The sequence below is a fragment of the Streptomyces sp. SS8 genome (genome assembly GCF_054072955.1).
In genome coordinates this window covers 67,614-91,972 of the sequence record NZ_JBSVCZ010000021.1, presented here as the reverse complement: position 1 = coordinate 91,972, position 24,359 = coordinate 67,614, and the positions used below count along the sequence as shown (strand labels likewise).

Genomic DNA, 24,359 nt, shown 5'->3' with positions numbered 1-24,359 from the left:
ATGAAACCTACTGACCACATACCTGGCCGCAATACCCCAAAGGGACACCTCAACTCCAAGGGGACACAAACACACCATTCCCTGTCAAGGATTCTTTTCTTCCGATTCCCCTCATCGCTCTCCGGCCAGCTCAGCACCATCGTCGGCGCCTCGAACCACCAACCCCTGCTTCGCATAGAGGAGGCTCGAGACAGGGTTGGCAAACAAAATTATCCCCTTGGGGAGAGCGTCAAATTCTCCTTGTATGCTGCTGGTACCCGCGAAGGAGGACCGGTGGAAGCGAAGGACAACCAGACCGAGAACTTCGGCGTGTGGCTGTCGCGCCAGCTGCGGCGTCGTGGCATGACTCAGGCCGAGCTGGCGGAGGCACTCGGCATCACCCGCGCCGGTGTGTCGGCCTGGATCACCGGCCGAGCCGAACCACGCGAGGAGAAGAAGCGGGCGATCGCGGAGGTCCTCGGCACGGACGAGGCAACCGTGCACCTGCGTACCGCGGACGCCCCGTCCGAACGTCCCGTCCTCTGGTACCACCGCCCCGCGCACGCGGACGGCGGTCGAGAGTTCGGGAACGCCGCGGCCTTCGCCTTCGACGCCGATGTCTCCGTGCTGGCCCGGGAGGCCACCCAGAACAGCCTCGATGAGCGTCACCTCGACTCCGATCCCGTCCGTGTCCGGTACGTCCTGCACGAGCTGAGCGGGGAGCACCTGCGGAACTTCCTCACGGCCCTGCACTGGGAGGAGTTGTTGCCCCACTACGAGGCAGCAGCGGTCCAGGAACAGAAGGTCGGTCGGACGATCGCGGAGGGACTGCGGGAGCTTCGTGAGACGGACACCCTTCTTCTGCTGCGGATCGACGACTACAACGCGTCCGGCCTCACCGGGCCCGAGTACGCGGACGGAAGATTCGCCGCCGTGGTGCGGCGCCAACTGGACAGCCACAAGACCAAAAGGCATGCGAGCGGTTCCTACGGCCTGGGCAAGGTCACGCTGTGGGCGACGAGCCGGCTCGGTCTCGTCCTGGTCAACAGCACTCTCTCCGAACCCCATGAAGGCCGTACCGAGCGACGGGTGATCGGCCGGCTGGACCTGCCCTGGCGCGAGGTGAACGGCGAGCCGTTCGCGGGCCCGGCCTGGCTGGGTGAGGAGGACACCGAACCCGAGTACGAGGGTGTGGCCCGCTCCTGGTGGGCGGACGAGGCGACCGTCGACCGACTGCACCTCACCCGGGCCGGCTCCGACCCGGGTACGTCCTTCCTCGTCGTCGGTGCGCACGACGCGGCCGGCGACGCGGAGACCGTCCAGGAAATGCACGAGAAGCTCGTCCGCTCACTGGCCGAGAACTTCTGGGCGGCCATGACCCATGGCGACTCCTCCGCCGCCCTCCTGGACGCCTCGGTCACCACTCTTCGTAACGGACAGGTGTTGATCAAGGAGGAGCGGGTCGATCCTCATACCTACGAACCCGCACGTTCACGTGCTCTGAAGGCTTACCTGGACGGCAGGACCGTCGACCGGCTCTCCGGCCTCGACCAGGTCGCCCTCACACATGTGCCACTCACCGTGCCACCTTTGCGAGGAGAGAAGGGCTCCGCGACAACACACCGCGCCGTGCTGCTGGTGACCCCCGCAGATGACAAGGACGGCAGGCCCAACCATCTGGTGTGCATGCGCGGTAGCCGCATGACCATCAGCGCCCGCCGCGTTCCGGATCTGCCGTTGGGGACCAATCCCTTCCAGGCCGTCCTGCTCGCAGGCCGTGCCACGGGCAGCGTCACGGACGACGCCGACCTCGCGGAGGCCTTCCTGCGTGCCTCCGAGCCGCCCGAGCACAACGACTGGACCAAGACGGAGGAGCTGGCCTCCCGCTACGCGCGTGGGGCGCGCCAGCGAGTCCTCGACTTCCGTCGCGACATGAACATCGCCGTCAGGCAGTTGGTGGCCCGACGGGAGGAGAAGTCCCGAGGCGGCCCGGCCGTACTGCGCGAACTGCTGAGGCTCGACGGGGGCAGCGGTCCCGGCAGGCGCACGGACGGTCACCCTACGATCCGCAACATCGACGGTGAGCTGACCTCGTCCGGCGCCTGGCGGGTTCAGGTCGAGGTGAAACTGCCCCGGCGCGAGGATCCGTGGCTGATGACCCCAGTGGCGAAGTTCGACGTCCGCTCCGGTGGCAAGCCCACCGTGCGATGGTCCGAGCTGATCGCCGGGGAGAACTGCCGCGTGGAGAACGGACACCTCCACTTCGAGCCCGGCATGCGCACCGCCTCGTTCAGCGGCGTCACCGACACCGAGAGCCATCCCGTGGCCGCCGGCATGGCGCGCCTGATCATCGATCTTCAGAAGGCAAGGGGGGAGACGGCATGAAGGCCCTGGTGCCGTACGCGACTCTCGTCGGCGAGGTGGCGTTCAAGGTCACAGCCGTCAAGCTGGACGGACGGGAACTGCCACTGGAAATGATCTCTCGGCAGGAACGGGTCGTCGCCGTCCATCAGGCCGAGCGACGGGACTGGGACGAGGCCCGTCTGGAACTGCGGGCCGACCTCCCGGACACCGAGATGGGCTCGAGCCGGTGGGAGGACATCACCTGTGTCGCCGTCCTCACCGAGGGTGCCACCAACACCCGTACCGTGAGGCACCTGCGTCGTTCAGTTGGCGGTAGTTGGGTCGGAAGCATCACCCTGGCCCGCGACTCCTACCGCAGCAGGGCGGAGTTGTCGGTGAGTGTCGTCGCCACTGTGGACGGCGTGGCCGGCCGTGTCATCGGAAGTTCCGAGGACGACTGGATCGTCGATCTGGTCGCTCGCACCCCCGTGCGTCAGCGGGAGATCAGGTTCAACGAGACCGACTTCCGCGACGGCGAGGAGGACTGGCTTCGTCCATTCAAGGACGCGCCCTGGCTGGTGGAGACCTCCGGTGAGATGCCCACCGTGCACCTCAACACTGGCTTCGAGGGCGTCGTCGAACTGCTCGACTCCAAGGGCAGTTCGCTGGAAAAGGCCGTACGCGGTGTACTCGCCGCGCAGATCGCCACCGACACCTGGACAGCGATGTTCCATGCGGCGGTGAGCGATCTGGAGACGGACGAGGACGGCGCACCCCAGTGGCCCTCCGGTTGGCGGGACTCGGTGCTGCGCACCATGCTGCCCGACGTACTGCCCGATGTGTCCGCGGCCGATGCGTTGTGGGAGATCCACTCGCGGCGCGCGGAAAGCGTCGGATGGAGCGAGCTTCAGTCCCGCATCCAGTACGCGGCTTCCCGCAGAGCGAGAGTCGCCAAGAACCTGGGCACCGCCATTCGTGTACTCGACCGAGCCGACGAGGGAACTTCCCTATGAGCCGTGACATCGACGACCTTCCCGAGCGCCTTGGTCTTCTCCGCGATGCCCTGGCGACCAAGAACCTCACCCGAGGCGTGCTCACCGGTCAGGAGGACCCGCCTCTGGTGGCTCTGTCCCGTGCTTCCGAGCCCATCGACAAGCCCGGTTCACAGTGGGGCACCCGACCCTTGCGAGAACTTCTCGAGGACGCGATGCGCCTGCACGCCGATGACCGAACCCACGCCGACGCCTGGCTCGCCCCGCGACTGCACGCCACACTCCGGCTGACACGTGCCGAGGCCGCGGAAACCGCCCTGTGGAACTTCGTCGCGCTGGTGGTCGCTCCCGATTACGTGGTCTGGCGCCACCTTCCGCGGAGTAAAGGTGACAGAAAGGCGGCGGTCACGGCCGACCGCTTCTGCGGACCGCACTACAAGCAGTCGTTCGCGCGTCTGTGGTGGGCGGCCGAGCTGTTCCGGGACGGCGAGGACTACCGGCCTGTCGTCACCGCATGTCGCAACCAGGATGTTCTCAACACAGTGCTGCGGCTCGACGTCATCGACCATCGGCCCACCGCCCGAGCGATGACCCGCCTCATCGAGCAGGGCATCGTCACCACAGGCCGCGAGGTCAACGCACTGGCCACCGCCGTCAACGCCGCCGGCAGCACACTGATGTACGACGTGCTGGCCCCGGACGACGGTCCGGATACGGATGCCTTGCGCTACTGGGTCAGCGAGGGGGACATGGCTCCGCCGGTCTCGCGGGACTCCCTGCCGGACGGACCTGATGACGGCGAGATCCCGCGCGACTCGGTGGCCACGCTGGTCGAGCAGTTCGAGAAGCTCTTTGTGGAAGCTCCGGTGCGGGGGAAGGTATCCGGGGAGAGGGAACCTGTAGACCTCGAGTGATCCGGAGTTGCTCAACCGATCAAGAAAACACCAGAAAGGAGGGACGAAAAAACTCAAACAACCGAGAAAATTTCTTCCGTCACAGCACTTCGATCTACAGTCGGAGGTTCTTCTCCAATCCGTGAGATCACATTCCCGGATGGATATATTGTTGCGCGCTCCGAAGCGGCCTTCTGCAATGCATTGACCACGCCTTCCCTTCCGATTCCGAGAGCTGCGGCCAGGATATGAACCGCGAGCACAGGAGGAATTGCGTTCCCGATCTGCTGGGCCACATCACTGCCTCGCCACTGGTAATTCACAGGGAAGCTTTGCAGCTGCCCGGCCTCGGCGTAGGAGAATCGAGAATCGGGCAGGCCGGGAGTCACCACACGGTTACGCCTGATCTTACCGGTGACAGTGAACGCAGGCTGGTCATGCCTGCGCCGGCCACGAGCCTTGGGGTCGCCTCCAGAGCCGTAGTTGGAGATAACCTCGAAGGGCTTGACCCGTTCCACCAGCACATCTTCCATCGCCACCCAGGGGTCCAGGCTCGGGTCCCCCTCCTCGCGGGCGATTCCTTTTCTGTAGCACCGATGAGTCGCTTCGGGAAGACGCGCAGGACCGTCGAGGCGGGCAACAAGAACAGCTCGACGCCTTGTCTGCGGAACACCGAACTGCTCCGAGCGCAGAATTCCGAAATCCACGCTGTACCCCTCCCCTCGAAGGACTTTCGCCATCACCTCCCAAATGGGTAGAACAGTTTGCACTTGCTCCAGCACGATCACTTCATAGGGCTTCTTTTTCATTGCCATCAGAGCCCATCGCAAGGGCTGGAGAACCAGCAATGTCCTCGGGTCTACGCTATTTCCGGGAATCTCTGCTACAACATCTTCAAAACTCTTCTTTGCCATGCTCTCAGCGGAAGAGAGAATCAACTGGAGAGCGCGACGACCGTCTCCGTCGCCAGCGACGGTGTAGGTCTGGCAAGGCGGTCCGCCTGCCAGAACGGTGGCACCGGAAAAGTGCGATGGGTTGAGTTCGCAAACATCGTCCTGCCTGGTACTCAGCTCGGCTGCCCTTCTGGTGGCGCAGGCATTCGGATCCAGCTCGACTCCCGTCGCTGGCACCCCCAACCAGCGCGCTGCGACGTCCAGCCCTCCCGGTCCTGCGAACAGATCCACGATTCGATGGGCTGACACGTGATCTCCTGGCTTTCGAAGGCAGCGCGGGTGACGATCGGGGTATTTCGGGCGCAGTCGCTCCGCTTTGCCCGTCAGAGGGTTGCCGATGTCGATCGGACAGAATAGCTGCTGCTCAGAGCCGCGCCCCACGGCGGGCCCACACGTACACCGGCTCATGAGAGACCTCCTCCGTGTGGTCGCAGGGCCGTCGCTATTCGCTCTCCCAGAGCACGGGCAACAGGTGGCGGCGTCGCGTGTCCGAGCTGCCTGTATCGGGCGGTCTTGCCGCCCTGCAGCCTCCAGTGGGGCGGGAAGCCCTGGAGGAGCGCCACCTGCTCGACGGTGAGCTTCGGCAGGTTCCTCACCTCGCCGTTCGGATCCCACTGGTGGTCGGCGCCGGGCACCTCGTCCCCGATGCCTCCGCCGTTGACCCCCATGCGTGCCCATGCCTTCTTGGTGCCGGTGGGGCCGAGATCGGCACCGCCTCGGCGCTCCGAACCGCCGACGATCGCAGGGGCGGGACGATCGGCCCGAGCCGCCCAGGCCGCCGCTCCGGGCCACCCCCGTGCCGCCATGGACTTCCACAACACGGCTCCTACTGTCGGAGGGGGCGTGCGCAGTGGTTCCGGCCACCGGAAGCGCCCCGCCGAGTCGGGCTGGAGTGCGACCAGCAGGCCCATCTTCCGATCCTGAGCGATCCCGAAGTCGCGGGCGTTGATCGTCCGCCAGTGCAGCGCGTATCCGAGGTGCTCCAGCTCGAGTCGGACGAACTCGCGTATGTCGGTGAAAGCATCGTCGCTCACCAGGGCGGGAACGTTCTCGATCAGCACCGCGCGCGGTCGCACCTCGGCGACCAACCATACGGCTGCCTCCAGCAGTTCCCTCTCGTAGAGATCCTCGATGCGCCTGACAGCGGCCGGGGACTTGACCCGTGGAAGCCCGGCCGCCAGCAGATCGACGTCGTAGGTGTACGGATGCTCCTGTGCGACGAAGTCCCGCAGGTCCATCTCCAGGACTCGCCAACCGAGGCGGTTGGTCCTCAGGGTGTCGCACGCGTGCCGGTTCCTCTCGACCAGGGCGACCGGATCGAATCCGGCCGCATCGAGCCCCATCGTCAGCCCCCCGGCTCCCGCACAGATTTCCAGCGATGTCAGACGAGCCGAGGTCAAGTGAACGTCCCCCCGTGTGCTGCTCCTGTCCGGCCGGCATCGACCGTAGCCGGAAGAAGCAGCACACGCGCGGGATCGATCAAAGATCGCGGGTGCCGGGCATTGTTCGGGAGCGTGCTCGGCGCTCCGTCACCACCTGGGCAACCCGATCGGCCACCGAGTCAGGGGACTCGTGCTCCCAGAAGCGCAGCACCGTCCATCCTTCCTCCGAGAGCCGTTCCGTCGTCTCCAGGTCGCGGCTGATGTTCCGATCGAGCTTCTGGCGCCACCACTCCTTGTTCGCCTTGGGTTGAGTGGCGTGCTCGGGGCACCCGTGCCAGAAACAGCCGTCCAGGAAGACCGCCACCTTGGTACCGGGAAAAGCGATGTCGATGGTCCGACGTGGCATACCCGGAACCTTCCGGTGCAGCCGGTAGCGATACCCGGCGGCGTACAGCAGGCGGCGAACCGCTACCTCCGGGCTCGTGTCGCGGTTGGCTTGGCGGCTCATCCGGGCCGAGACACCCGGAGAGGAAGGAGCAGGCATACAGCCATCGTGCCGGCGGGCGAGGCGTCGCCGCAGCCGAGGCGGAGTTCGGGAAACTACGCGACATCCGCCTCTGCCTCGTAGCTCATCTGGGCGCGGTCGAGGAAGTCGTCCGGGTCCCGCCCCTGCTTCGCCAGCCAGTGGAGGAGATCGGTGATGAGCCCGGTCGCCGATCCTTCGAGAACGGCGAGACTACGCGTACTGGTCGGCGCCAGTCGGCCGGAGATACGGCCGTAGACCTCCAGGGTGCTCGCGGCTCGCCGCAGGCGTTGGCACTCCTCGTTGGTCCCCAGGGGAAACTCGCACCAGATCACCTTGCCGGATGCCGTGAGCAGCGTTCCCCAGTCGGCTACCAGCGCGGCGAGCAGGCGCAGTCCACGGCCGTTCTCGTCGTAGTCGCCAGGCCGCCTGATCGCGGGAACCACGTGGGAGCCGTCGTGGGCTTCGAGGCGCAGCCGGCCATCGCCCACCGCCAGGACGAGGGTCGCCGCAGTGTCCTGGCCCACATGCCTGACGACATTGGCCGCGAGTTCACCCGCGACCACCTCCACGTCGCCCACCAGGTCGGTCAGCCCCCAGAGCCCCAGCTGTTCCCTGACCGTCAGCCGCAGTCCGCTCAGCTCCTCCGGAGCCGCTCTGAAAGGCAGCACCGAGCGCAGTCGGGGTTCCGTGATGCCGTAGCCGTCCATGGGTCGCACTCCCTTCGCGTCACACCGACGCTGCGCCTGCCGCTCCGTGCGGATTCGCCGGGTGACCGTCTGGCTGCGATTGTGGCATGAGATATTTCCTCATGTAACTTCTCACAGAAATCGATCGAGTGAATCACCGGAGGTCAACTCGGCTCACTCGTAGCCTGGTTGGCCATGCGCGGGCGGGAGCCCGCAGAGCAGGAGGGTTGCTGTCATGCCGCCAAGGGTCACCACCCGGCGCCGCCAGCTCGGCGCGATGATGCGGAAGTTCCGCGCCCAGTCGGGGATGACGCTCGAGGAGGCCGGTCATCTCGTCGGAGTCTCGAAGGCCACCGTGAGCCGGTACGAGACGCAGGAAGGGCCTGTGAGATGGCTCGTCGTGGACAGCCTCTGCCGGCGCTACGGAGTGACCGACGCCGAGCGCGAGGCAGCCGTCAGGCTTGCCAAGGACGCCCGACAGCTGGGGTGGTGGGGATCCATCGCCGACAAGCTTCCAGAGACCATGAACCTGCTTCTCACGCTTGAGGACGAGGCTGCGCGCGAGGACCATTTCGCCTGCTTGTACGTTCCCGGGCTCCTCCAGACCCGCCGCTACACGGAGGCGGTGCAGTACGCGTCCGAGATGCGGCTCGCCCCCGAGGAGATCGACCGGCTCGTGGATCTCCGTATGAGGCGACAGGCGATCCTCGCTCGCGACAAGCCTCCGCACCTGTGGGCCGTGCTCGACGAATCGGTCATCCGGCGGGTCGTCGGCTCGCCCGAGGTGATGCGTGAGCAGCTCGGTCATCTGCTGGAGGTCGGCAGATCACCCAACATCACGCTCCAGGTGCTGCCCTTCTCCAAGGGCGCGCACTCCGCCGCCATGGGCAGCTTCGTCATCATCGGCGGTACCGAGCCGTCGCTCGACGTCGTGTACGTGGACATCCATGTGGGATCGATCTTCCTGGAGAAGGAAGAGGAACTGGGCCGGTACCGGCTTGCGTTCGACTACCTCCGCGCCCAAGCGTTGGACATGGCAGCCTCAACAGAGTTGATCAGACGTGTCCGCGAGGAGATGTGATGCGCCCAGCCATACCCGTGATACCGGAGAACTCCTGGTTCAAGTCCTCGTACAGTGGCGCGGGAGCGACCGAGTGCGTGGAGGCGGCGTACGGGCCGGGGAGTGTGGCCGTGCGGGACAGCAAGGGGGCGGGCGGGCCCGTGCTGAGGTTTCCGGCGGGGGCGTGGGAAACGTTCCTGGGTGGTGTGAAGGCTCACGGCGGGCGCGGGCGCGAACTCTGCTAGACAAGGGCCCATGAGCCTCTACGACATCCCCCTTCGCACCCTGACCGGCGAACCCACCACCCTCGGCGAGCACCGGGGCAAGGTGCTGCTGGTCGTCAACGTCGCGTCCAAGTGCGGGCTGACCCCGCAGTACGAGGGCCTGGAGCGGTTGCAGAAGGAGTACGCCGACCGCGGGTTCACCGTGGTCGGCGTACCGTGCAACCAGTTCATGGGCCAGGAGCCCGGCACCGCCGAGGAGATCGGCACGTTCTGCTCGGCCACCTACGGCGTCACCTTCCCGATGCTGGAGAAGACCGAGGTCAACGGGGACGGCCGGCACCCGCTCTACGCCGAGCTGACGAAGCTGGCCGACGCCGAGGGGCAGGCCGGGGACGTGCAGTGGAACTTCGAGAAGTTCCTCGTCGCGGCGGACGGCACCCCCGTGGCCCGGTTCCGTCCGCGCACCGAGCCGGAGGCGGCGGAGGTCGTCGCCGCGATCGAGGAGCGGCTGCCCGCCTGATCCGGCGGCGGGCGTTCACGCCCGGCGGCCGGTCCGCGCGGACCGGCCGCCGGGCCCGGGGAGCGCGGGGTTCACCGGGTTCGCCCGGCCCACCGGGTTCAGGCGCGGCATGCGCGCGCTCCCCCAGGTGCCCAGCGCCACATGCGCCAGCGCGGCCCCCACCAGGACCCCGTCGTACGACGGGGTGTCCTCGTCCGTGGCGGGGTCGGCCGCGCCCTCGGGGTCGTGGAGTACGCGCAGGACGTCGCCCTTCTCCACGTGACCGTCGCAGCCGTCGCCCTGCGTCAGGTCCGGGGAGATCTCCCGGCCGGCCGGGGCGCGCAGGACGCACCGGTCGGTCTTCCCCTGCTTCTTCTCCACGACCACGGCCTGTGTCCACCGCCCCCGCTCCCGCAGGCCGTCGTCGTGTCCGGCCTGCCCGGCGGTGACGCCCAGCACGACCCCGGTGAGGACGGGGAAGGCGAGCTGCCACGCCAGTTTGCGCCGGTCCCACGGGACGGGGCGCAGTTCGAGTACGGGTACCAGCAGGGCAGCCAGTGGGATCAGGAGGCAGGCGGTCAGCGTGGCCGGGGCTCGCAGCCACCAGCTCAGCGGCGCGGCCGGGGCGAGGTAGGCCAGGGCCACCGCGGCGGTGGCGCACGCCGTGTGGAACGTGAACCACCACAGCGTCCTGGTGAACCACGAGGCGGGGCCCGCCTCCGTCGCCCCATCCGTTCTCGCGCCCATCGCCGATCCGCCCCCGCATCCCCCGCCGCACCTGTCGGGGTCGAGGCTAGCCGGATGCCCGAACGTCAGCGCGCCGGGGCGGGGAAGCGACTGCGGACGGTCCTCAACCCCCTTGACCTCAAGGCAACTTGAGGTGTGAGGGTGGTTCGGCGAAGCAGGGGAACACCCCGGCCGACGAGGAGGCACACCCATGTCCACCATGCCCGTACACCCCGACCCCGCCCGCCCCGACGCCGGCGCCGTCCTCATCAGCGCCTGGGACGTCGGCGCACCCGAGCGGCAGCGGGCCGCCGCGGACGCCGTCGCCGCCGCCTGGGGCGGGCGGGAGTGGCCGACGCCGGACATCCTGTCGTACGGCGTCTACGCCGGGACCGACGGCCGGACACTGCTGCACTACTCCCAGTGGGCGGACGAGAAGGCGTACGAGGAGTACGTGCGCACCCACCGCCAGGAGCGCAACGACGAGATCGACGACGCGGTGCCGGGGATCGAGCGGCTGCGCCTGGCGCGCACCCGGCGCTACCGCAGCCTGCCGGAGGGGCTGGACGGGGCGGGCCGGGACGGCAGTCGGCCCGAGCCGGGGTGCGTGGTGGTCGTGGAGGTGGAGTTCGAGGGGCCCGACGAGGCGCGGCAGCGGGCGTGGGTGGACACCGTGGCCGCCGCGATCGAGGACGACAGGGCCGACGGGAGCCTGCCGCCGGGCGGCATCTCGGCCCACTTCCACCTGAGCACGGACGGCACACGCGTGATCAACTACGCGGAGTGGGAGAGCGAGCAGGCGCACATCGACGCGCTGGAGGCGCCGGGCGAGGGGATCGGCGCTCCGTCGCCGCTGTGGGAGCGGGTGCGGAACTTCCCCGGGCTGGTGGGCGGCGATGTGGCGCGCTACCGGCTGCTGTTCTCCGCCGAGCGCCCCGGGGAGCGGGCGGCGCGGGCGCGGTAGGCGTACGCGGGCGGGCTTACGCGGTTGGGCGTACGCGGTTGGGGAAAGGACCGGCGGCCCTGGTGTCGGGGGGTGTCACCAGGGCCGCCGGGGTGTGCGGGACCGGGGCTCGAAGGGCCCGGTCGGGGTGGGGCGGACCGGCCGTCGTCAGATGGACTGGCCCTTGCTCCGCAGCCAGGCCAGCGGGTCGATCGGGTCGCCGCCGCCGGGACGGACCTCCATGTGGAGGTGCGCGCCGGTGGAGTTGCCGGTGGAGCCGACGCGGCCGATGACGTCGCCGGTGGTCACCTTGCCGGTGGTGACGGTCATGGAGGACAGGTGCGCGTACCAGATCTCGGTGCCGTCGTCGAGGCGGAGGATGATGCGGTAGCCGTAGGAGCCCGCCCAGCCGGCCTCGACGATCTCGCCGCTGTGCACCGCCTTGACCGGGGTGCCGGTGGGGGCGGCGAAGTCCAGGCCGGTGTGGTTGCTGGACCACATCGAGCCGGACTGACCGAAGGTGGAGGTGAGCTGGTACGAGTTGAGGGGGAGGGTGTAGCTGGCCGCGAGCTTGGCCAGGCGCTCGGCCTCGGCCTTGCGCGCCGCCTCCTCGGCGGCCTTGCGCTTGCGCTCGGCCTCCTCCGCGGCGGCCTGGTCGGCGGCCTCCTCGGCCGCCTTGCCCGCGGCCTCCTTGGCGGCCTCCTCCAGCGCGGCCTGGGCCGCGCCGGTCTGCTGCTGGTCGGCCTGCTGGAGGATGCGGGCCCGCAGTGCCTCGCCGGCGTCCGCCGTGACGACGGTCGTGGTGGCGTCGGAGGTGTCCAGGCCGGCCTGGGTGACGGTGCCGCCGAAGGGGCTGGTGGTCTCGCCCTGGGGGGCGGGGTCGTCGTCGCCGTCGGAGACGAGGCCGCCGACGACGGGGATTCCCTCCGCCACGGCGCCGAGGTCCACGTCCGGCAGGGAGATGGCGACCGGCGTCTTGTCCTTGGCGGTGGCTATGCCGCCCGCGCCGACCGCGGCGATCATGCCGACGCCGAGGACCGCTCCGCTGCGGGCCATGCCGGTGCGCTGCTTGGCGACGCGGTGCCGGCCGCGGACCGGGCGGACGGAGTCCTCGGTCGGGTTCCACACCGGCTGGTCGCCGTCGCCCTCAGGACCGAACGGGGCGAAAGCGGCGGTGTGCGGGTCGTACGAGACCTCGGGGGCCGGGGTACTGGACGCCACGGGGGCGCTCTCCTTTCCTTCCTTCTCGCCTACCGGGTTAGCTGACGGGTTCGGAGCAGGAAGGTCTCCTACGGATCCATACGGGCATGCCGCATGAATCCGATTCACCCCAATTGGTGGTTCCCCGGTTCCCTGGGCGCGTCCTCGCTGTTGGCGGGGCCGCACTTGCGGGATTCGGCGACGGCGCACGGTGCCGCCCTCTTCGGCGACAGTGACGACCGCGCTGCGTTATCGAACGTTAATAGAGGTGCGCTCCGGATTCCAAGTCCCCTCTTTGGACATGGGGCTTTCTTGACGGAGGAGCATCCGGGCATCAGCACGCCAATTCGGGCGATTCGACCGCCGGATCGGCGCATGAGACGCACGCCACACCATCTGACGTTGCCTCAGTTGTTATGCGGAGGGATGTGCGTCGGCTACGGACGGTCACCGCAGGCGGGGGTTCCGCGGGCCTTCGAGGACTCCGGGGGCTCCGGAGGTTCCGGGGTTTCCGGGGACGCCGGGTCGCGCATGACCGCCAGCAGCACCATGTCGTCGCCCCGGTGCCCGCCGGTGTGCGCGTCGACGTCCGCGAGGAGGTGGTCGAGCAGGGCGGCGGGTCCGGCGAAGCGCCGGCCTCGCAGCCTCTCCACCGGGTCGTAGAAGGCGTCCTCGGCGTTCCGCGCCTCCGTCAGGCCGTCGGTGTAGAGCAGCAGCAGGGAGCCGGGCGGGAAGGGCAACGGCTCCGTGCCCCCGTCTCCTGGGCCGCCCACCGGGCTCCCCAGACTCCCCAGGCCCAGCGGCAGCGCGTACACCTCCGTGTCCGGCTCCAGCAGCCGCACGTCCCCCTGCCCGGTCAGCAGTACCGGCGGCGGATGGCCCCGGTTGACGAGCCGCAGGCTCCCCGGGGCGCCGATCGGTACCTCGGCGAACACCGCCGTGGCGAACTCCTCCGACCGGCCCGCCCCCGCCTCGCGCTGCCCGACCTCCCGGAGCAGGGCGTGCTCGACGCGGTCCGCGACCGTCCCCAGGTCCTCCTCCGTCTCGGCCGCCTCCCGGAAGGCGCCGAGGATGACGGTGACCGTGCCGACGGCTTCCGTCCCCTTGCCGCGCACGTCGGCCACCAGCAGCCGCAGCCCGTACGGGGTGCGCTGCACGCCGTACAGGTCGCCGCCGATCCGGGCGTGCGCCTGCGCGGCCTCGTAGCGGACCGCGATTCTCAGGTCGCCGACCCGGCCGGGCGGCACGGGCAGTACGGCGAGCTGGACGGCCTCGGCGACCTGGTGGGCCGAGGCCACGCTGACATCGCTGTGGTGCAGGACGCGGTTGAGGACGAGGGCCAGCACTCCGACGGTGGCGTTGGTGGCCAGCCGCACCGTGCTCTCCGCCGGGTGCAGCCCGGCCCGCACCAGCAGGGCGATGACCGCGACCGTCGTGGCGGCCACCGTGAGAGCCGTGCCGCCGAACGTCCACAGGGCCGCGGCGATCAGGCACGCCGCGATGAACGGCGCGCTCAGGAACACTTCGGGAGCGGTCAGCAGATTGACCGACAGCCCCAGCAGGACCAGCAGCAGGGGCAGCAGCCAGGGCGGGCGGCCGATGACGGGGATGGCGCGGACCCGGGTCCTGCCGCCGCCCGTCTCCTGCCGCCCGTCACCGTGCACCCTTCCAACTCTTCCCGACCCCCGGCGCCCCGGCGAGTCGATCAAGCGCCGGCCGGACCACACGGGCCCCCGGACGAGGGGACGAGGCGGACCGGGGCGCGGGGCGAGGGGGTGGAAAGGGGCGCCTACGCCCCGCGCGCGGCGAGCGCGCGGCGCACCCCGTACGAGGCGGCGCCGGCCGCCAGCACCGCCGCCCCCGAGACCACCGAGGCGAGCGGCAGGGCGAAGGCCAGCACCACGCACCCGGCCAGCCCCACCGCCGGCACGATCCGCGGCGGCCGGCCCTCGCCGGGGCCCAGGGTCCAGGCCGAGGCGTTGGCGATCGCGTAGTAGGCCAGGACGCCGAAGGAGGAGAAGCCGATCGCACCGCGCAGGTCCCCCGTGGCGGCCACCACCGCCACCACCGCGCCGACCGCCAGCTCGGCGCGGTGCGGCACGCCGAAGCGCGGGTGCACGGCGGCCAGCGCGGACGGCAGGTGCCGGTCGCGGGCCATCGCCAGGGTGGTGCGGGAGACGCCGAGGATCAGCGCGAGCAGGGAGCCCAGCGCCGCCACCGCCGCCCCCGCCCGTACCACCGGGGCCAGCTCCGGTACGCCCGCCGCCCGCACCGCGTCGGCCAGCGGCGCGGTCGCCCGGCCCAGCGCGTCGCCACCCAGCACGCCGAGCAGCGCGACCGCGACGGCGGCGTAGACGACCAGGGCGATGCCCAGCGCCACCGGGATCGCCCGGGGGATGGTGCGGGCCGGGTCGCGCACCTCCTCGCCGAGGGTGGCGATGCGCGCGTAGCCGGCGAAGGCGAAGAACAGCAGGCCCGCCGCCTGGAGCACCCCGCCGGGCGAGACACCGCCGGAGTCACCGGAGGAGCCGGCCCCTGCCCGGGACGACCAGAAGGCCAGCCGGGCGGCGTCCGTCTCGCCGGAGGTCAGGCAGACGACCACGGCGGCGGACAGCACCGCCAGTACGGTCACCACGATCGCGCGGGTCAGCCAGGCGGTCTTCCGCACGCCCGCGTAGTTCACCGCCACCAGCGCCACCACCGCCGCGACCGCGACCGCGTGCGCCTGTTCGGGCCACACGTACAGCCCCACCGTCAGGGCCATCGCCGCGCACGAGGCGGTCTTGCCGACCACGAAGCCCCAGCCGGCCAGATGGCCCCAGAACTCCCCCAGCCGCTCGCGGCCGTAGACGTAGGTTCCCCCGGACGCCGGGTAGCGGGCGGCCAGCCGGGCCGAGGAGGTCGCGTTGCAGTACGCGACCACCGCCGCCAGCGCCAGGCCGAGCAGCAGGCCGGCCCCGGCCGCGCGGGCCGCCGGGGCGAAGGCCGCGAAGACGCCCGCGCCGATCATCGACCCCAGGCCGATCACCACCGCGTCGCCGGTGCCCAGCCGCCTCTGCAGCCCGGGAGCCTCCTGTGCGCCCTCCGCCGTCCCGCTCATTCCCGTCCCCTCCCGTGGGTGTGCCCGTGCCGTCCCCGCCTGCTGCCGGCCGGCGGCCGGCGGCCGGCGAGCAGCCGGCGGCACCGGACGCTACCGCCACAGGGCCCGCCCCCGCTTCCGGGCCCGCCGCCGGGCGGAGGCGGGGGCAGGAGCACGACGGCGGCGCGGAACCCGTCCGCGCCGCCGTCGGAGCCGGGCCCCGCCCGCCGCTCAGGCCAGGATCTTCTCCTTGGCCCGCTGGTACTCGTTCTCGGTGAGGTCCCCCTTCGCCTTGAGCTCGGAGAGCCTGGCCAACTGGTCGACGCCCGCGGCGCCGGTGGCGGCGCCGGTGCCCGCGCCCGCGGTCTCGCGGATGTAGGCGTCGAAGGCCTCCCTCTCCGTCCTGGCCCGCCTCACCTCGCGCTCGCTCATGCCCTTGCCCCGGGCGACCAGGTAGACGAGGACGCCGAGGTAGGGGAGGACGATCACGAAGACGAGCCAGCCGGCCTTGCCCCAGCCGTTCAGCTCGTGGTCGCGGAAGACGTCGGTGATGACCTTGAACAGCAGGATCAGCCACACGACCCACAGGAAGAACCACAGGAAGGTGAGGAACGCCCCCAGCACCGGATAGTCGTAGGCCATGTACAGGTACCCGTCCATTGCTCCACCTCGCGGTCGGACGGTCGCTCCGCCCGGGCGCCCCGGTCCTCGGGCACCGGGCCGGCACGGCTGTCGTGTTCGTCTGTTCGCCGCCGGGGCGCGTCCTCGCGCGAAGGCGCCGCCCGGCCGCTTCCACAGGGCCGGACAGGCTTTTTCACGCGCTTTCGGCCCTCTCGTTCAGTATTGCGCCCCCGGTCGGGCGCGCAACACGGCACCCGTCCGGGTGCGGCGGCCTCAGCGGCCGGTGCGGCGGCGGGACCGTTGCAGGGAGACGACGAGGACCGCGAGCACCAGGACCCCGATACCGATGAACAGCAGGTAGAACAGCCCCTCCACCACCGCGCCGAGCACACCCAGCACGGCCGCGACGAGGAGCAGGAACAGGAAGACCGCCATGTCGTGGACGCCTCCTTCACACGGTTCGGGCGCGGCCCCGGTCAGCCGCGCGCCAGCCGGCGCTCGCCCCCGGCGCCCGGCCGGTAGGGGACGCCGTAGTGCCGGAAGACCGGCTCCTCCTCCTCGGCGGACAGCACGTCGTCGGTGCCGATGGAGGGGGCCTTCTTCACCAGCGCCCTGCCGTACCGCACCCTGAGGTAGTCCGGGCCGGCGACCGCCTCGTCCAGGGGCACGAACACCAGGCGCTGACGGATGGGCAGCCCGATCCGCACGGTGACCATGGCGGGCTCGTCGGTCGCCGTGTCGGTGTAGACCGCCTCGAGCGGGCCGACCTTGTGCCCGTCCGCGTCGACGACGTCACGGCCGCGCCACTCGCGGATGTCTGCTGGACGGATCATGCGCTCAGCTCCCTGGACGGACGGCCCGGACGGCGGGCCCGTGCCGTGCCCGCCCGCACGCGTGCGCGGAGCCGGCCTCCGAGGCCCGCCGCGCCACGGGCGCGCCGGTTACGCCCTCATGCTACGCCCGAGCCGCTTTCCCGGCATAAGCGACGAATCACCGCCTCCGCGGGTCCTGCCCCGCCCCGCCCCGCCGTACGGCACCCTCCGCCGCGCCCAGGCACCCGGACCCGTACGCGCGCACCCGCGCCCGCGGCGCCGGGCACACCGCCGAGCGGCGCCCGCACGCACAACGCGCCCGCCGCGCCCGCTGGTTCGGCAGACGGGACCGCGCCGGAAACGGCGGAACCCCCGCCGACCTGCGTCGGCGGGGGTTCCGGCCCCGAGGGGCCCGGTAGGCCGTGTGGGACTCGAACCCACAACCAATGGATTAAAAGTCCACTGCTCTGCCAATTGAGCTAACGGCCCGCCCACGAAGCATAGCCCGCCCACCGGCCGCGCTCCGAAGGTATTGCGCACGGTGTCACGGCCGGTGGGTCGGCGCGGCCTACAGGTCGGGCATCTCCCAGGGCATGCTCAGCATCATGAGCTGGGACTCGGTGAGTGTGCCCGAGTAGGCACGGACCTCGTCCACGTCACCGTGCAGATACTCGCCCCAGCCGTCGGCCGTCAGCGCACGGCCCACCTGGAGGCCGCCGGTGGCCGCCCAGGTGCGGGAGGCCGGGAGGTCCGCCTCGGCCGAGGCGTGCAGGCTGCCGTCCACGTAGAGCCGGACGGTGCCGCCGCTCGCGTCGTACACCACCGCCAGGTGCTGGCCCGAGGGGTCGCCCGCGTAGGGCTCGGCCGTGACGGTGGTCGTCCCGGCGTCCGCGCGGTCCGCGTGGGAGACGGACAGCTCCCAGCGGTGGACGTCAGCGCGGTAGCGGACGACGAGGGCGTTGGTGTGCTCGCCGGGCAGGGACAGCACGGCCATGTCGCGGGACGGCTCGTACTCGGCGACGCGGACCTGGGCGGCCAGGGTGAAGCCGTCGTCCGTGGCGACGGGCGGCGCCGCGGTGGCCGCGTGGTCCCCGTCACCGTCGAGCCGCAGGTGTCCGGTGCCGACCAGGGGCTGCTCGGCGTCGCAGAAGATGTCGGTGTCCGTACTGCACTCCGGTGCGAAGACCTCGGCGCCGCCTCCCAGGGTCAGCCCCTGACCGCCGTCGTACTCGGGACTGGTGCCGTCCGGCGCCTCGTTGAGCTGCCAGTAGCCGGTGCGCTCGGCCCCGCGCTCGGCCAGCCCGGTCAGCTCGCCGGCGGCGGCGATCCGGTCCCATGCCCGGACGTCGGCGAGTTCGCCGTGCCAGTGGCCGCCCGCCTCACCGTCCCGGTGGGCGCGGCCGATCTGCAGCGCCCCCGTGGCCTCGGCCTCGGCGGCCGGCTCCTCGGTGGCCACGGCGCGGCCGTTCACGTACAGCCGGGCCGTGCCCGCCACCGGGTCGTACACGCCGGCGAGGTGCGCCCACTGCCCGGCCGCCGGGCGGCCGCCTCGGACCTTGAGGGGGCCGGATCCGGTCGGCAGCTCGAAGGTCCATGCCGGGCCCGTACCGCCCGCGCCGCCGTCCGCGTCGAGGCCGAGGGTGAAGGGGCCGCCCGAGGTGCCGTCCTGACCGACCGCCGTCATGTCGCGGTCCACGCTCCGGGGGCGCACCCACAGCCCCGTGGAGAACACCCCGGTGGTGTCCACGGCAGTTGCCCCGGGCGCGAGGTGGGCGTCCTCGGTGCCGTCGAGGGCGGCCGCCGAGGCGATGGGCGTGCCGGAGGGGCCGGCCGCGCCGAACTCCACTCCACCGCCGGCCGCGGCCGGGTGCCGGCCGGACTCGTCCGCGGCCTCGCCGGAACCGGCCGGGTCCGCCAGCTTCCAGTGGGACACGGGGGCGCGGCCGTCGCTGACCCGGAAGCCGTGCCGGGCGGGGGCGCTCGTGTTGCCGGCCCGGTCCACGGCCTGCGCCTCGATCCAGTGGGATCCGCTCCTCGTGGGCGCCCACCGGATCGTCACCGGCTCGCCGGAGCCGGGCACGGGGACGGGGACGGTCCGGTGCGAGCCGCCGTCGAAGGAGTACCGGTAGGCCACCGTGTCGTCGTCGGACGCCTCGAGGACGAAGGACCCGTAGTCGCCCACGCCGTCGTGCCAGACGTCGTCGTCGGGGTAGTCGGAGGAGGAGACCGCCGGGGCGGCGGGGGCCTTGTCGTCGTAGACGAACTCGCAGCGGTGCTGCCCGCCGGAGGAGCTCCACGGCCCCCACTCCGTGCCGTCGTGCGCCCGCACCCGCCAGGAGATCACCGTGTGGGCGGGTATGTCCGAAGGAGCGGACAGGGTGAACGGGGAGCCGCTCTTCTTGTACGTGGTGGGGCCCGGCGTGCGCCGCTGCCGCTCGCCGTCGGCGTCCTTCCAGCCGATCTCGAACTCGCCCGCGACCGGCGCGGCGTCGGGGTCGTGGAGTACGGCCCGGAGCTGGGGAGGCGTCCCGACGTGCGGGCGGTCCTCTCCGGCGGCGCACTCGGCGCTCCCGGTGGACAGTTCGGAGACGAGCGGCCGGGAGGGCGGGCTGTTCTCCGCCGCGGCGGCCACCGCCGGCAGGCCGGTCACGGCCAGGGAAGCGGTCGCCGCCACGGCGGCGAACCGGGCCGGTCTGGACCGGTGGCCGGCTCTTCGGTGCTTTCGCACGTTCTGATCACCCTTCGGATTCCTCGGGGACACAAACCCTCCGCGCGTACCGCACCCGGCGGAGACGGAGGCAGGAGAAGGCAGGCGGAGGCAGGAGAGAGGTGGGGGTTCCGTGCGTCCGCCGTGCGAGTCCCCGGGAGGCTACCAACGGGCGGTGACAGCGGCACCGCGATATCCGCCGCCCGCACGGGGCCGGACACGCCGGAGGGCCCGGCCCGGAGCGGTGCTCCGGGCCGGGCCCTCAACTGGTCTGTCCGGCTCAGCCGTTGCGCTTCCAGCGCGGCTTGTCCGCACGGCGGTCGAACGAGCGGCCGCCGCCGCGGTGGTCGCCGCCCTGGTGCCCGCCGCCCTGGTAGCCGCCACCGCGGTGGTCGTCACGGCGGCCGTAGGGGCGGCGCTCGTCACGGTCGCGGTCGCGGTTGAAGGGACGGCGGTCGTCGCGGTCCCGGTTGAACGGGCGGTCGCCGCCACCGCGGTGGCCGAACTCGCGCCGGTCGTTGTCGCGGCGGAAGCCGCCCCGGTCGTCACGGCTGTCGCGGTTGAACGGACGACGCTCACCCCGGTCACCGCGGTCGCCCCGGTCGTCACGCCGGTCCCGGTTGAACGGACGCCGGTCGCCGCGGTCGCCGCGCTCGTCACGGTCCCGGTCGCGGTCACGGCCGTAGGGGCGGCGGTCGTCGCGGTCCCGGTCGCGGCGGAAGTTGCCCCGGTCGTCGCGGCGGTCGTACGACCGCTCCTCGCGCGCCCGGCGCGCCTCGGCCTCGGCCTTCGCCTCCGCCGCGTCGGCCTCGGCGGTGAACTCGGCCACCGCCGCCTCGGTCGCCTCGGCGACCGCGGCCACGGCCGCCTCCGGGTCGTCGCCCCGCTCGCGGGCGGCGCGCGCCGACAGCTTGTCGGCCTCCTCGCGCAGCTCGGCGGCGCGGCGCTGCGCGCGCTCCAGCTGCCGGGCGATCTCGGCCACCTCGCGCTCGGCCTGCTTGGCGGCGTTCAGCGCCGACTCGGCCTGCACCTCGGTCAGCGACCGGGCGCCGGTGATCTCCACCACATCGTCGTCGAAGGCGTCGCCGCGGCCGATGACGTGGCGCGAGGCGTCCACGCCCGCGTCCTCCATCAGCCGGAAGATCTGCCGCCGCTGGTGCGGCAGCGCCAGCGAGACGACCGTGCCGGAGCGGCCCGCGCGGGCGGTGCGGCCGGAGCGGTGCAGGTAGTCCTTGTGGTCGCCGGCCGGGTCCACGTTGAGCACCAGGTCGATGTCGTCGACGTGGATGCCGCGCGCGGCGACGTCGGTGGCCACCAGCACGTTGACGCGGCCGTCCTTGAAGTCGGCCAGCGTCCGGGTGCGCAGACCCTGCGTCATGCCGCCGTGCAGCGCGTCCGCCCGCACGCCCGCCTCGCGCAGCTGCTCGGCCACGCGGTCGGCGCCGAGCTGGGTGCGGACGAAGACGATGGTGCGGCCCTTGCGTGCGGCGATGGCGGCGGTGACCGGCGCCTTGTCGCGCGGCTTCACGATCAGCACGTGGTGGCTCATCGTCGTGACCGCGCCCTGGGCCGCGTCAACCTCGTGGTGGACGGGGTCGACGAGGTAGCGGCGCACCAGGGTGTCGATCTCGTTCTCCAGCGTGGCGGAGAACAGCATCCGCTGGCCGCCGGCCGGCACCAGGTCGAGCAGCTCGGTGACCTCGGGCAGGAAGCCCAGGTCGGCCATCTGGTCGGCCTCGTCCAGGATCGCGGTCTCCACGTCGTCCAGCGAGCAGGAGCCGCGGTTGATCAGGTCGCGCAGCCGGCCCGGGGTGGCGACGAGGACGTCGACGCCGCGCTCCAGGGCTGCGATCTGGTTGCCCATCGAGGTGCCGCCGCAGACGACCTTCAGCTTCAGGCCGAGGACGTCGCCGTACGGCTGGAGCGCGTCGCTGACCTGCATGGCCAGCTCACGGGTGGGGGTGAGGATGACGCCGCGGGGGCGCTTGCGCTCGGTGCGGCCGCCGGCCAGGCGGGCCAGCAGCGGCAGGCCGAAGCTGAGCGTCTTGCCGGAGCCGGTGCGGCCGCGGCCGAGGACGTCCTTGCCCTCCAGCGCGTCCGGGATGGTCGCGGCCTGGATCGGGAACGGGACGGTGACGCCGTTGTGCGCGAGCTTGCGGACGATCTCGCCGGGCAGACCGAGGTCGGCGAACGTGGTCGTCGGCTCGTCCTCGGGCAGGACGACGTCAGGGGTGGTCACAGACATGCGAAAACAAACCTCTCGGAAGTCACATGGCACGCGCCCGCAACTCCGTGTTTTCGCATAAGACCGCCTCGATGCGGTCAGCCACGGCTCAGGTGAGGAACGCGCCACACGGCGCGCTACTGATTCACGGCGCCGGGCAAATGGGAGCAAACGATCTGCCACCATACGACCTCCCCTCCCCGAGCGCAAATCCGTTGTCCGCGCTGCCGGTGGGGCTGGAGGAACGGCGGTGGCGACCGCCTGCGGGTAAGTCTACCGGTCCGCGGGACCGAAGCGTTCGCCTGAGTGGTGCGGGCCGCCGGTTCCGTGGATGTCGTACGAGGAGTGAACGACGGACGGCCCTCCGTTCATTCCGTACCGCGCCGACAGCCGGGAAAGCCCCTCGGCGCCGGACTCCGTGCCCTCGCCGGGGCCGTCCTGCGCACCGCCGCCCCCGCCGCCCTCGCCGCCCCCGCCGTCTCCGTCACCTGCGCCGTCACCTCCGCCGCCGTCCCCGCCGCCGGTGCCGCCGCTCCCCTGTGACGGGGTGGGCTCGGCGGGCGGGGTCGTGGGGTCCGCGGGCGGTGGCGCGGCGGTGCGCGAGGGGGTGGGCGGGGCGGTCGTACGTCCTCCGCCCCTGCCCGAACTCGCCGACGCGGAGGGCTTCTTCGGCCGCGGAGCGCCCGCCGTGGGGGCGGCGGAGGACGGCGAGGAGGACGGCGAACCGGACGGCCGCTTCGAGGACCCGTCCTCACCGCCCCGGTCCTTCCGCCCGCCCTGCTCCGCGTGGTCCGCGCCCCGCTCCCCGCCGCGCGGAGCGACCCCGCTGCCCGTCCGCGGGTCGCCGGCGTCCCTGGAGACCCGGTGCCCGGCCGGCTCCCGGCCGCCGCCCTCCTCCCCCTCGCCTCCGGAGGAGCCGACCGTCATGCAGCCGCTGAGGGTGGCCAGCAGCAGGGCGCCGGCGGCCGTACGGACGCTCGCGCGGGCGTCCGTACGGACGGGCCGGCGGGCGTGCTCATGGGCGTGCTTGCGATGGGCGGGACTGGACGGGCGCACGGGCGGCACCTCCGGAGGGCGGGAGACGGGCGGGCTCCCCCTGCCCAACTCCCGTCAGCCCGCCAGGTAACGCGTCAGCTCCAGACCCGCCCACACCGCTCCCAGGGCGACCGGCGGCGTGACGGCCGCGTTCGCCAGCGCCGCCCGCCGGTGGCCGCTCTCGGCCAGCCGCAGCGTCTCGTAGGAGAAGGTGGAGTACGTCGTCAGCGCGCCGCACAGCCCCGTGCCGAGCAGCGCGGCGGCCCCCGGCCCCGCCGCCCCCGCCCCGACGGCGCCGGTCACCAGGCCCAGCAGCAGGCTGCCGACGGCGTTGACGGTGAGGGTGCCCCAGGGGAAGAGCGACTCGTGCCGCGACTGCACCGCGCGGTCCACCGTGTACCGCAGGCACGCGCCCGCCGCGCCGCCGAGCGCCACCAGGAGCCAGCCCACCGCGCCACTCACCGCGCCACGGCCGCCCGGGTCGCGGCGGTGGCCGCCCACACTGCGCAGAGGGCGGCGGCCAAGGTGGCGCCCAGGTACAGCAGCGCGGTACCCGCGGCGCCCTCCTCCAGCAGCCGTACGGCATCCAGCGCGTACACGGAGAAGGTGGTGAAACCGCCCAGCACGCCCGTGCCCAGGAAGGGCCGCGCCAGCGGGTGACGCGCCCACGCCCCACCGGGTCCCTTCCCACCGTGCTCCTCCAGCAGCGCCATCAGCACGCCGATCAGCGCGCACCCGGCGGCGTTGACGGCGAGGACGGCCCAGGGAAAGCCCCCGGGCGCGGCCGGCCAGGGCAGGGTGAGGGCGTACCGGGCGCAGGCGCCCAGCGCACCGCCCGCCGCGACGGCGGCGAGGACGACCACCGCGTGCGCCCCGGCGGTCTCGGCGCGCTGGGCGGGTACGTGCAGATCGACGTCGGGGTCGATCACCCCGTCCCCCGGGCCCCCGTCCTCCCCGGGGCCCTCCGCGGTCCCCTTCCCGCGCCTGTCCCGGAAGCCTCCGCTCACGCGTAGCCCAGGTCGTGCAGCCGCTCGTCGTCGATGCCGAAGTGGTGGGCGATCTCGTGCACCACGGTGATCTCCACCTCCTCGACGACCGTCTGCCGGTCGCCGCCCTCGCGCTCGCACATCCGCAGGGTGGGCCCGCGGTAGACGGTGATGCGGTCCGGCAGGACGCCCGCGTACCACTCGCCGCGCTCGGTCAGCGGCGTGCCCTCGTAGAGCCCGAGCAGTTCGGGATCCTCGGCGGGCGGCTCGTCCTCCACGAACACCGCCACGTTGTCCATGAGCCGCGTCAGCTCCGGCGGGATCCGGTCGAGCGCCTCGGCCACCAGTTCCTCGAACTCCTCGCGCGTTATCTCCAGCACGCGCCCATTGTCCGTCACGGCACGCGGACGGCGCACGGGCCGGCACAGGACCGCGGCGCGGCGGCGGGCCGCGCGGACGCCGCCCGTCCACCGTGCGTCCGCCGCATAG

Annotated in this window: 24 protein-coding genes, 1 tRNA gene and 1 riboswitch; of the genes, 7 read left to right on the top strand and 18 right to left on the bottom strand. The window is 71.8% G+C overall.

What is annotated here, in order from left to right:
• Positions 1-273 precede the first annotated feature (273 nt).
• Genes ACW69E_RS20155 through ACW69E_RS20145 form a run of 3 tightly spaced genes read left to right on the top strand, consistent with a single transcriptional unit; the run spans position 274 to position 4,228 of the window.
• Positions 274-2,364 (top strand): helix-turn-helix domain-containing protein, encoded by a 2,091-nt coding sequence (locus ACW69E_RS20155; RefSeq protein ID WP_457499667.1) that lies wholly within the window; start codon positions 274-276, stop codon positions 2,362-2,364.
• Positions 2,361-3,335, top strand: coding sequence for a hypothetical protein (locus ACW69E_RS20150; protein WP_457499666.1), 975 nt, complete (start codon positions 2,361-2,363; stop codon positions 3,333-3,335). Before ACW69E_RS20155 ends, ACW69E_RS20150 begins: the two co-directional genes overlap by 4 nt.
• Entirely contained in the window at positions 3,332-4,228 is an 897-nt protein-coding gene (locus tag ACW69E_RS20145) for a DUF6339 family protein (RefSeq protein WP_457499665.1), read from the top strand. Before ACW69E_RS20150 ends, ACW69E_RS20145 begins: the two co-directional genes overlap by 4 nt.
• A 53-nt stretch (positions 4,229-4,281) precedes the next feature.
• Here the strand turns inward: ACW69E_RS20145 and ACW69E_RS20140 are convergent, their stop codons facing one another.
• The 4 genes from ACW69E_RS20140 to ACW69E_RS20125 all read right to left on the bottom strand — a co-directional run bounded on the left by ACW69E_RS20140 (position 4,282) and on the right by ACW69E_RS20125 (position 7,736).
• A complete protein-coding gene (locus tag ACW69E_RS20140) occupies positions 4,282-5,391 on the bottom strand; it encodes a DNA cytosine methyltransferase (protein WP_457499664.1) in 1,110 nt (369 codons plus the stop codon).
• 173 nt (positions 5,392-5,564) lie between these two features.
• Positions 5,565-6,545, bottom strand: coding sequence for a DNA cytosine methyltransferase (locus tag ACW69E_RS20135; RefSeq protein WP_457499683.1), 981 nt, complete (start codon positions 6,543-6,545; stop codon positions 5,565-5,567).
• Positions 6,546-6,639: 94 nt separating this feature from the next.
• Positions 6,640-7,086, bottom strand: coding sequence for a very short patch repair endonuclease (locus ACW69E_RS20130; protein WP_457499663.1), 447 nt, complete (start codon positions 7,084-7,086; stop codon positions 6,640-6,642).
• 56 nt (positions 7,087-7,142) lie between these two features.
• Positions 7,143-7,736, bottom strand: a complete 594-nt coding sequence (locus ACW69E_RS20125) for an ATP-binding protein (RefSeq protein WP_457499662.1) — start codon at positions 7,734-7,736, stop codon at positions 7,143-7,145.
• A 253-nt stretch (positions 7,737-7,989) separates the two neighbouring features.
• Here ACW69E_RS20125 and ACW69E_RS20120 point away from each other — a divergent pair, with 253 nt between their 5' ends.
• The 3 genes from ACW69E_RS20120 to ACW69E_RS20110 are packed head-to-tail and all read left to right on the top strand — an operon-like array spanning position 7,990 to position 9,558.
• Positions 7,990-8,835: a helix-turn-helix domain-containing protein gene (locus ACW69E_RS20120; protein ID WP_457499661.1), complete on the top strand. Its 846-nt coding sequence runs from the start codon at positions 7,990-7,992 to the stop codon at positions 8,833-8,835.
• On the top strand, positions 8,835-9,059 hold the full coding sequence (locus ACW69E_RS20115) for a DUF397 domain-containing protein (RefSeq protein WP_457499660.1): 225 nt from the start codon (positions 8,835-8,837) through the stop codon (positions 9,057-9,059). Before ACW69E_RS20120 ends, ACW69E_RS20115 begins: the two co-directional genes overlap by 1 nt.
• Positions 9,060-9,069: 10 nt before the next feature.
• Positions 9,070-9,558 carry a glutathione peroxidase gene (locus tag ACW69E_RS20110; RefSeq protein WP_457499659.1) on the top strand — a complete coding sequence of 163 codons (489 nt, stop codon included), beginning with the start codon at positions 9,070-9,072 and terminating at the stop codon, positions 9,556-9,558.
• A 15-nt stretch (positions 9,559-9,573) separates the two neighbouring features.
• Here the strand turns inward: ACW69E_RS20110 and ACW69E_RS20105 are convergent, their stop codons facing one another.
• A complete protein-coding gene (locus ACW69E_RS20105) occupies positions 9,574-10,284 on the bottom strand; it encodes a hypothetical protein (protein ID WP_457499658.1) in 711 nt (236 codons plus the stop codon).
• Positions 10,285-10,474: 190 nt separating this feature from the next.
• On the opposite strand from ACW69E_RS20105, the gene ACW69E_RS20100 reads away from it, so the two are divergent.
• Positions 10,475-11,227 carry an antibiotic biosynthesis monooxygenase gene (locus tag ACW69E_RS20100; protein WP_457499657.1) on the top strand — a complete coding sequence of 251 codons (753 nt, stop codon included), beginning with the start codon at positions 10,475-10,477 and terminating at the stop codon, positions 11,225-11,227.
• A gap of 147 nt (positions 11,228-11,374) precedes the next feature.
• Here the strand turns inward: ACW69E_RS20100 and ACW69E_RS20095 are convergent, their stop codons facing one another.
• From ACW69E_RS20095 to ACW69E_RS20035, 13 genes are all read right to left on the bottom strand, one after another.
• Entirely contained in the window at positions 11,375-12,427 is a 1,053-nt protein-coding gene (locus ACW69E_RS20095) for a M23 family metallopeptidase (protein WP_457499656.1), read from the bottom strand.
• Between the two features lie 11 nt (positions 12,428-12,438).
• Positions 12,439-12,617: riboswitch (cyclic di-AMP (ydaO/yuaA leader) on the bottom strand.
• A 226-nt stretch (positions 12,618-12,843) separates the two neighbouring features.
• Positions 12,844-14,070, bottom strand: coding sequence for a PP2C family protein-serine/threonine phosphatase (locus ACW69E_RS20090; protein WP_457499655.1), 1,227 nt, complete (start codon positions 14,068-14,070; stop codon positions 12,844-12,846).
• A 125-nt stretch (positions 14,071-14,195) separates the two neighbouring features.
• Complete coding sequence (locus tag ACW69E_RS20085; RefSeq protein ID WP_457499654.1) at positions 14,196-15,506, bottom strand: APC family permease; 1,311 nt, start codon at positions 15,504-15,506, stop codon at positions 14,196-14,198.
• A 210-nt stretch (positions 15,507-15,716) separates the two neighbouring features.
• A complete protein-coding gene (locus ACW69E_RS20080; protein ID WP_457499653.1) occupies positions 15,717-16,145 on the bottom strand; it encodes an SHOCT domain-containing protein in 429 nt (142 codons plus the stop codon).
• 234 nt (positions 16,146-16,379) lie between these two features.
• Positions 16,380-16,541, bottom strand: coding sequence for a hypothetical protein (locus ACW69E_RS20075; protein WP_457499652.1), 162 nt, complete (start codon positions 16,539-16,541; stop codon positions 16,380-16,382).
• A 41-nt stretch (positions 16,542-16,582) separates the two neighbouring features.
• Positions 16,583-16,939 (bottom strand): PRC-barrel domain-containing protein, encoded by a 357-nt coding sequence (locus tag ACW69E_RS20070; protein WP_457499651.1) that lies wholly within the window; start codon positions 16,937-16,939, stop codon positions 16,583-16,585.
• A 395-nt stretch (positions 16,940-17,334) separates the two neighbouring features.
• Positions 17,335-17,407 (bottom strand) — tRNA-Lys (locus ACW69E_RS20065).
• Positions 17,408-17,486: 79 nt separating this feature from the next.
• Positions 17,487-19,592 carry a LamG-like jellyroll fold domain-containing protein gene (locus tag ACW69E_RS20060; RefSeq protein WP_457499650.1) on the bottom strand — a complete coding sequence of 702 codons (2,106 nt, stop codon included), beginning with the start codon at positions 19,590-19,592 and terminating at the stop codon, positions 17,487-17,489.
• Between the two features lie 313 nt (positions 19,593-19,905).
• Positions 19,906-21,870 (bottom strand): DEAD/DEAH box helicase, encoded by a 1,965-nt coding sequence (locus tag ACW69E_RS20055; RefSeq protein ID WP_457499649.1) that lies wholly within the window; start codon positions 21,868-21,870, stop codon positions 19,906-19,908.
• Positions 21,871-22,122: 252 nt separating this feature from the next.
• Positions 22,123-22,905: a hypothetical protein gene (locus ACW69E_RS20050; protein WP_457499648.1), complete on the bottom strand. Its 783-nt coding sequence runs from the start codon at positions 22,903-22,905 to the stop codon at positions 22,123-22,125.
• A gap of 54 nt (positions 22,906-22,959) precedes the next feature.
• Positions 22,960-23,334: a fluoride efflux transporter CrcB gene (gene crcB / locus ACW69E_RS20045; protein ID WP_457499647.1), complete on the bottom strand. Its 375-nt coding sequence runs from the start codon at positions 23,332-23,334 to the stop codon at positions 22,960-22,962.
• Between the two features lie 8 nt (positions 23,335-23,342).
• Positions 23,343-23,813 (bottom strand): FluC/FEX family fluoride channel, encoded by a 471-nt coding sequence (locus tag ACW69E_RS20040; protein WP_457499646.1) that lies wholly within the window; start codon positions 23,811-23,813, stop codon positions 23,343-23,345.
• 74 nt (positions 23,814-23,887) lie between these two features.
• Complete coding sequence (locus ACW69E_RS20035) at positions 23,888-24,250, bottom strand: metallopeptidase family protein (RefSeq protein ID WP_457499645.1); 363 nt, start codon at positions 24,248-24,250, stop codon at positions 23,888-23,890.
• Positions 24,251-24,359 lie beyond the last annotated feature (109 nt).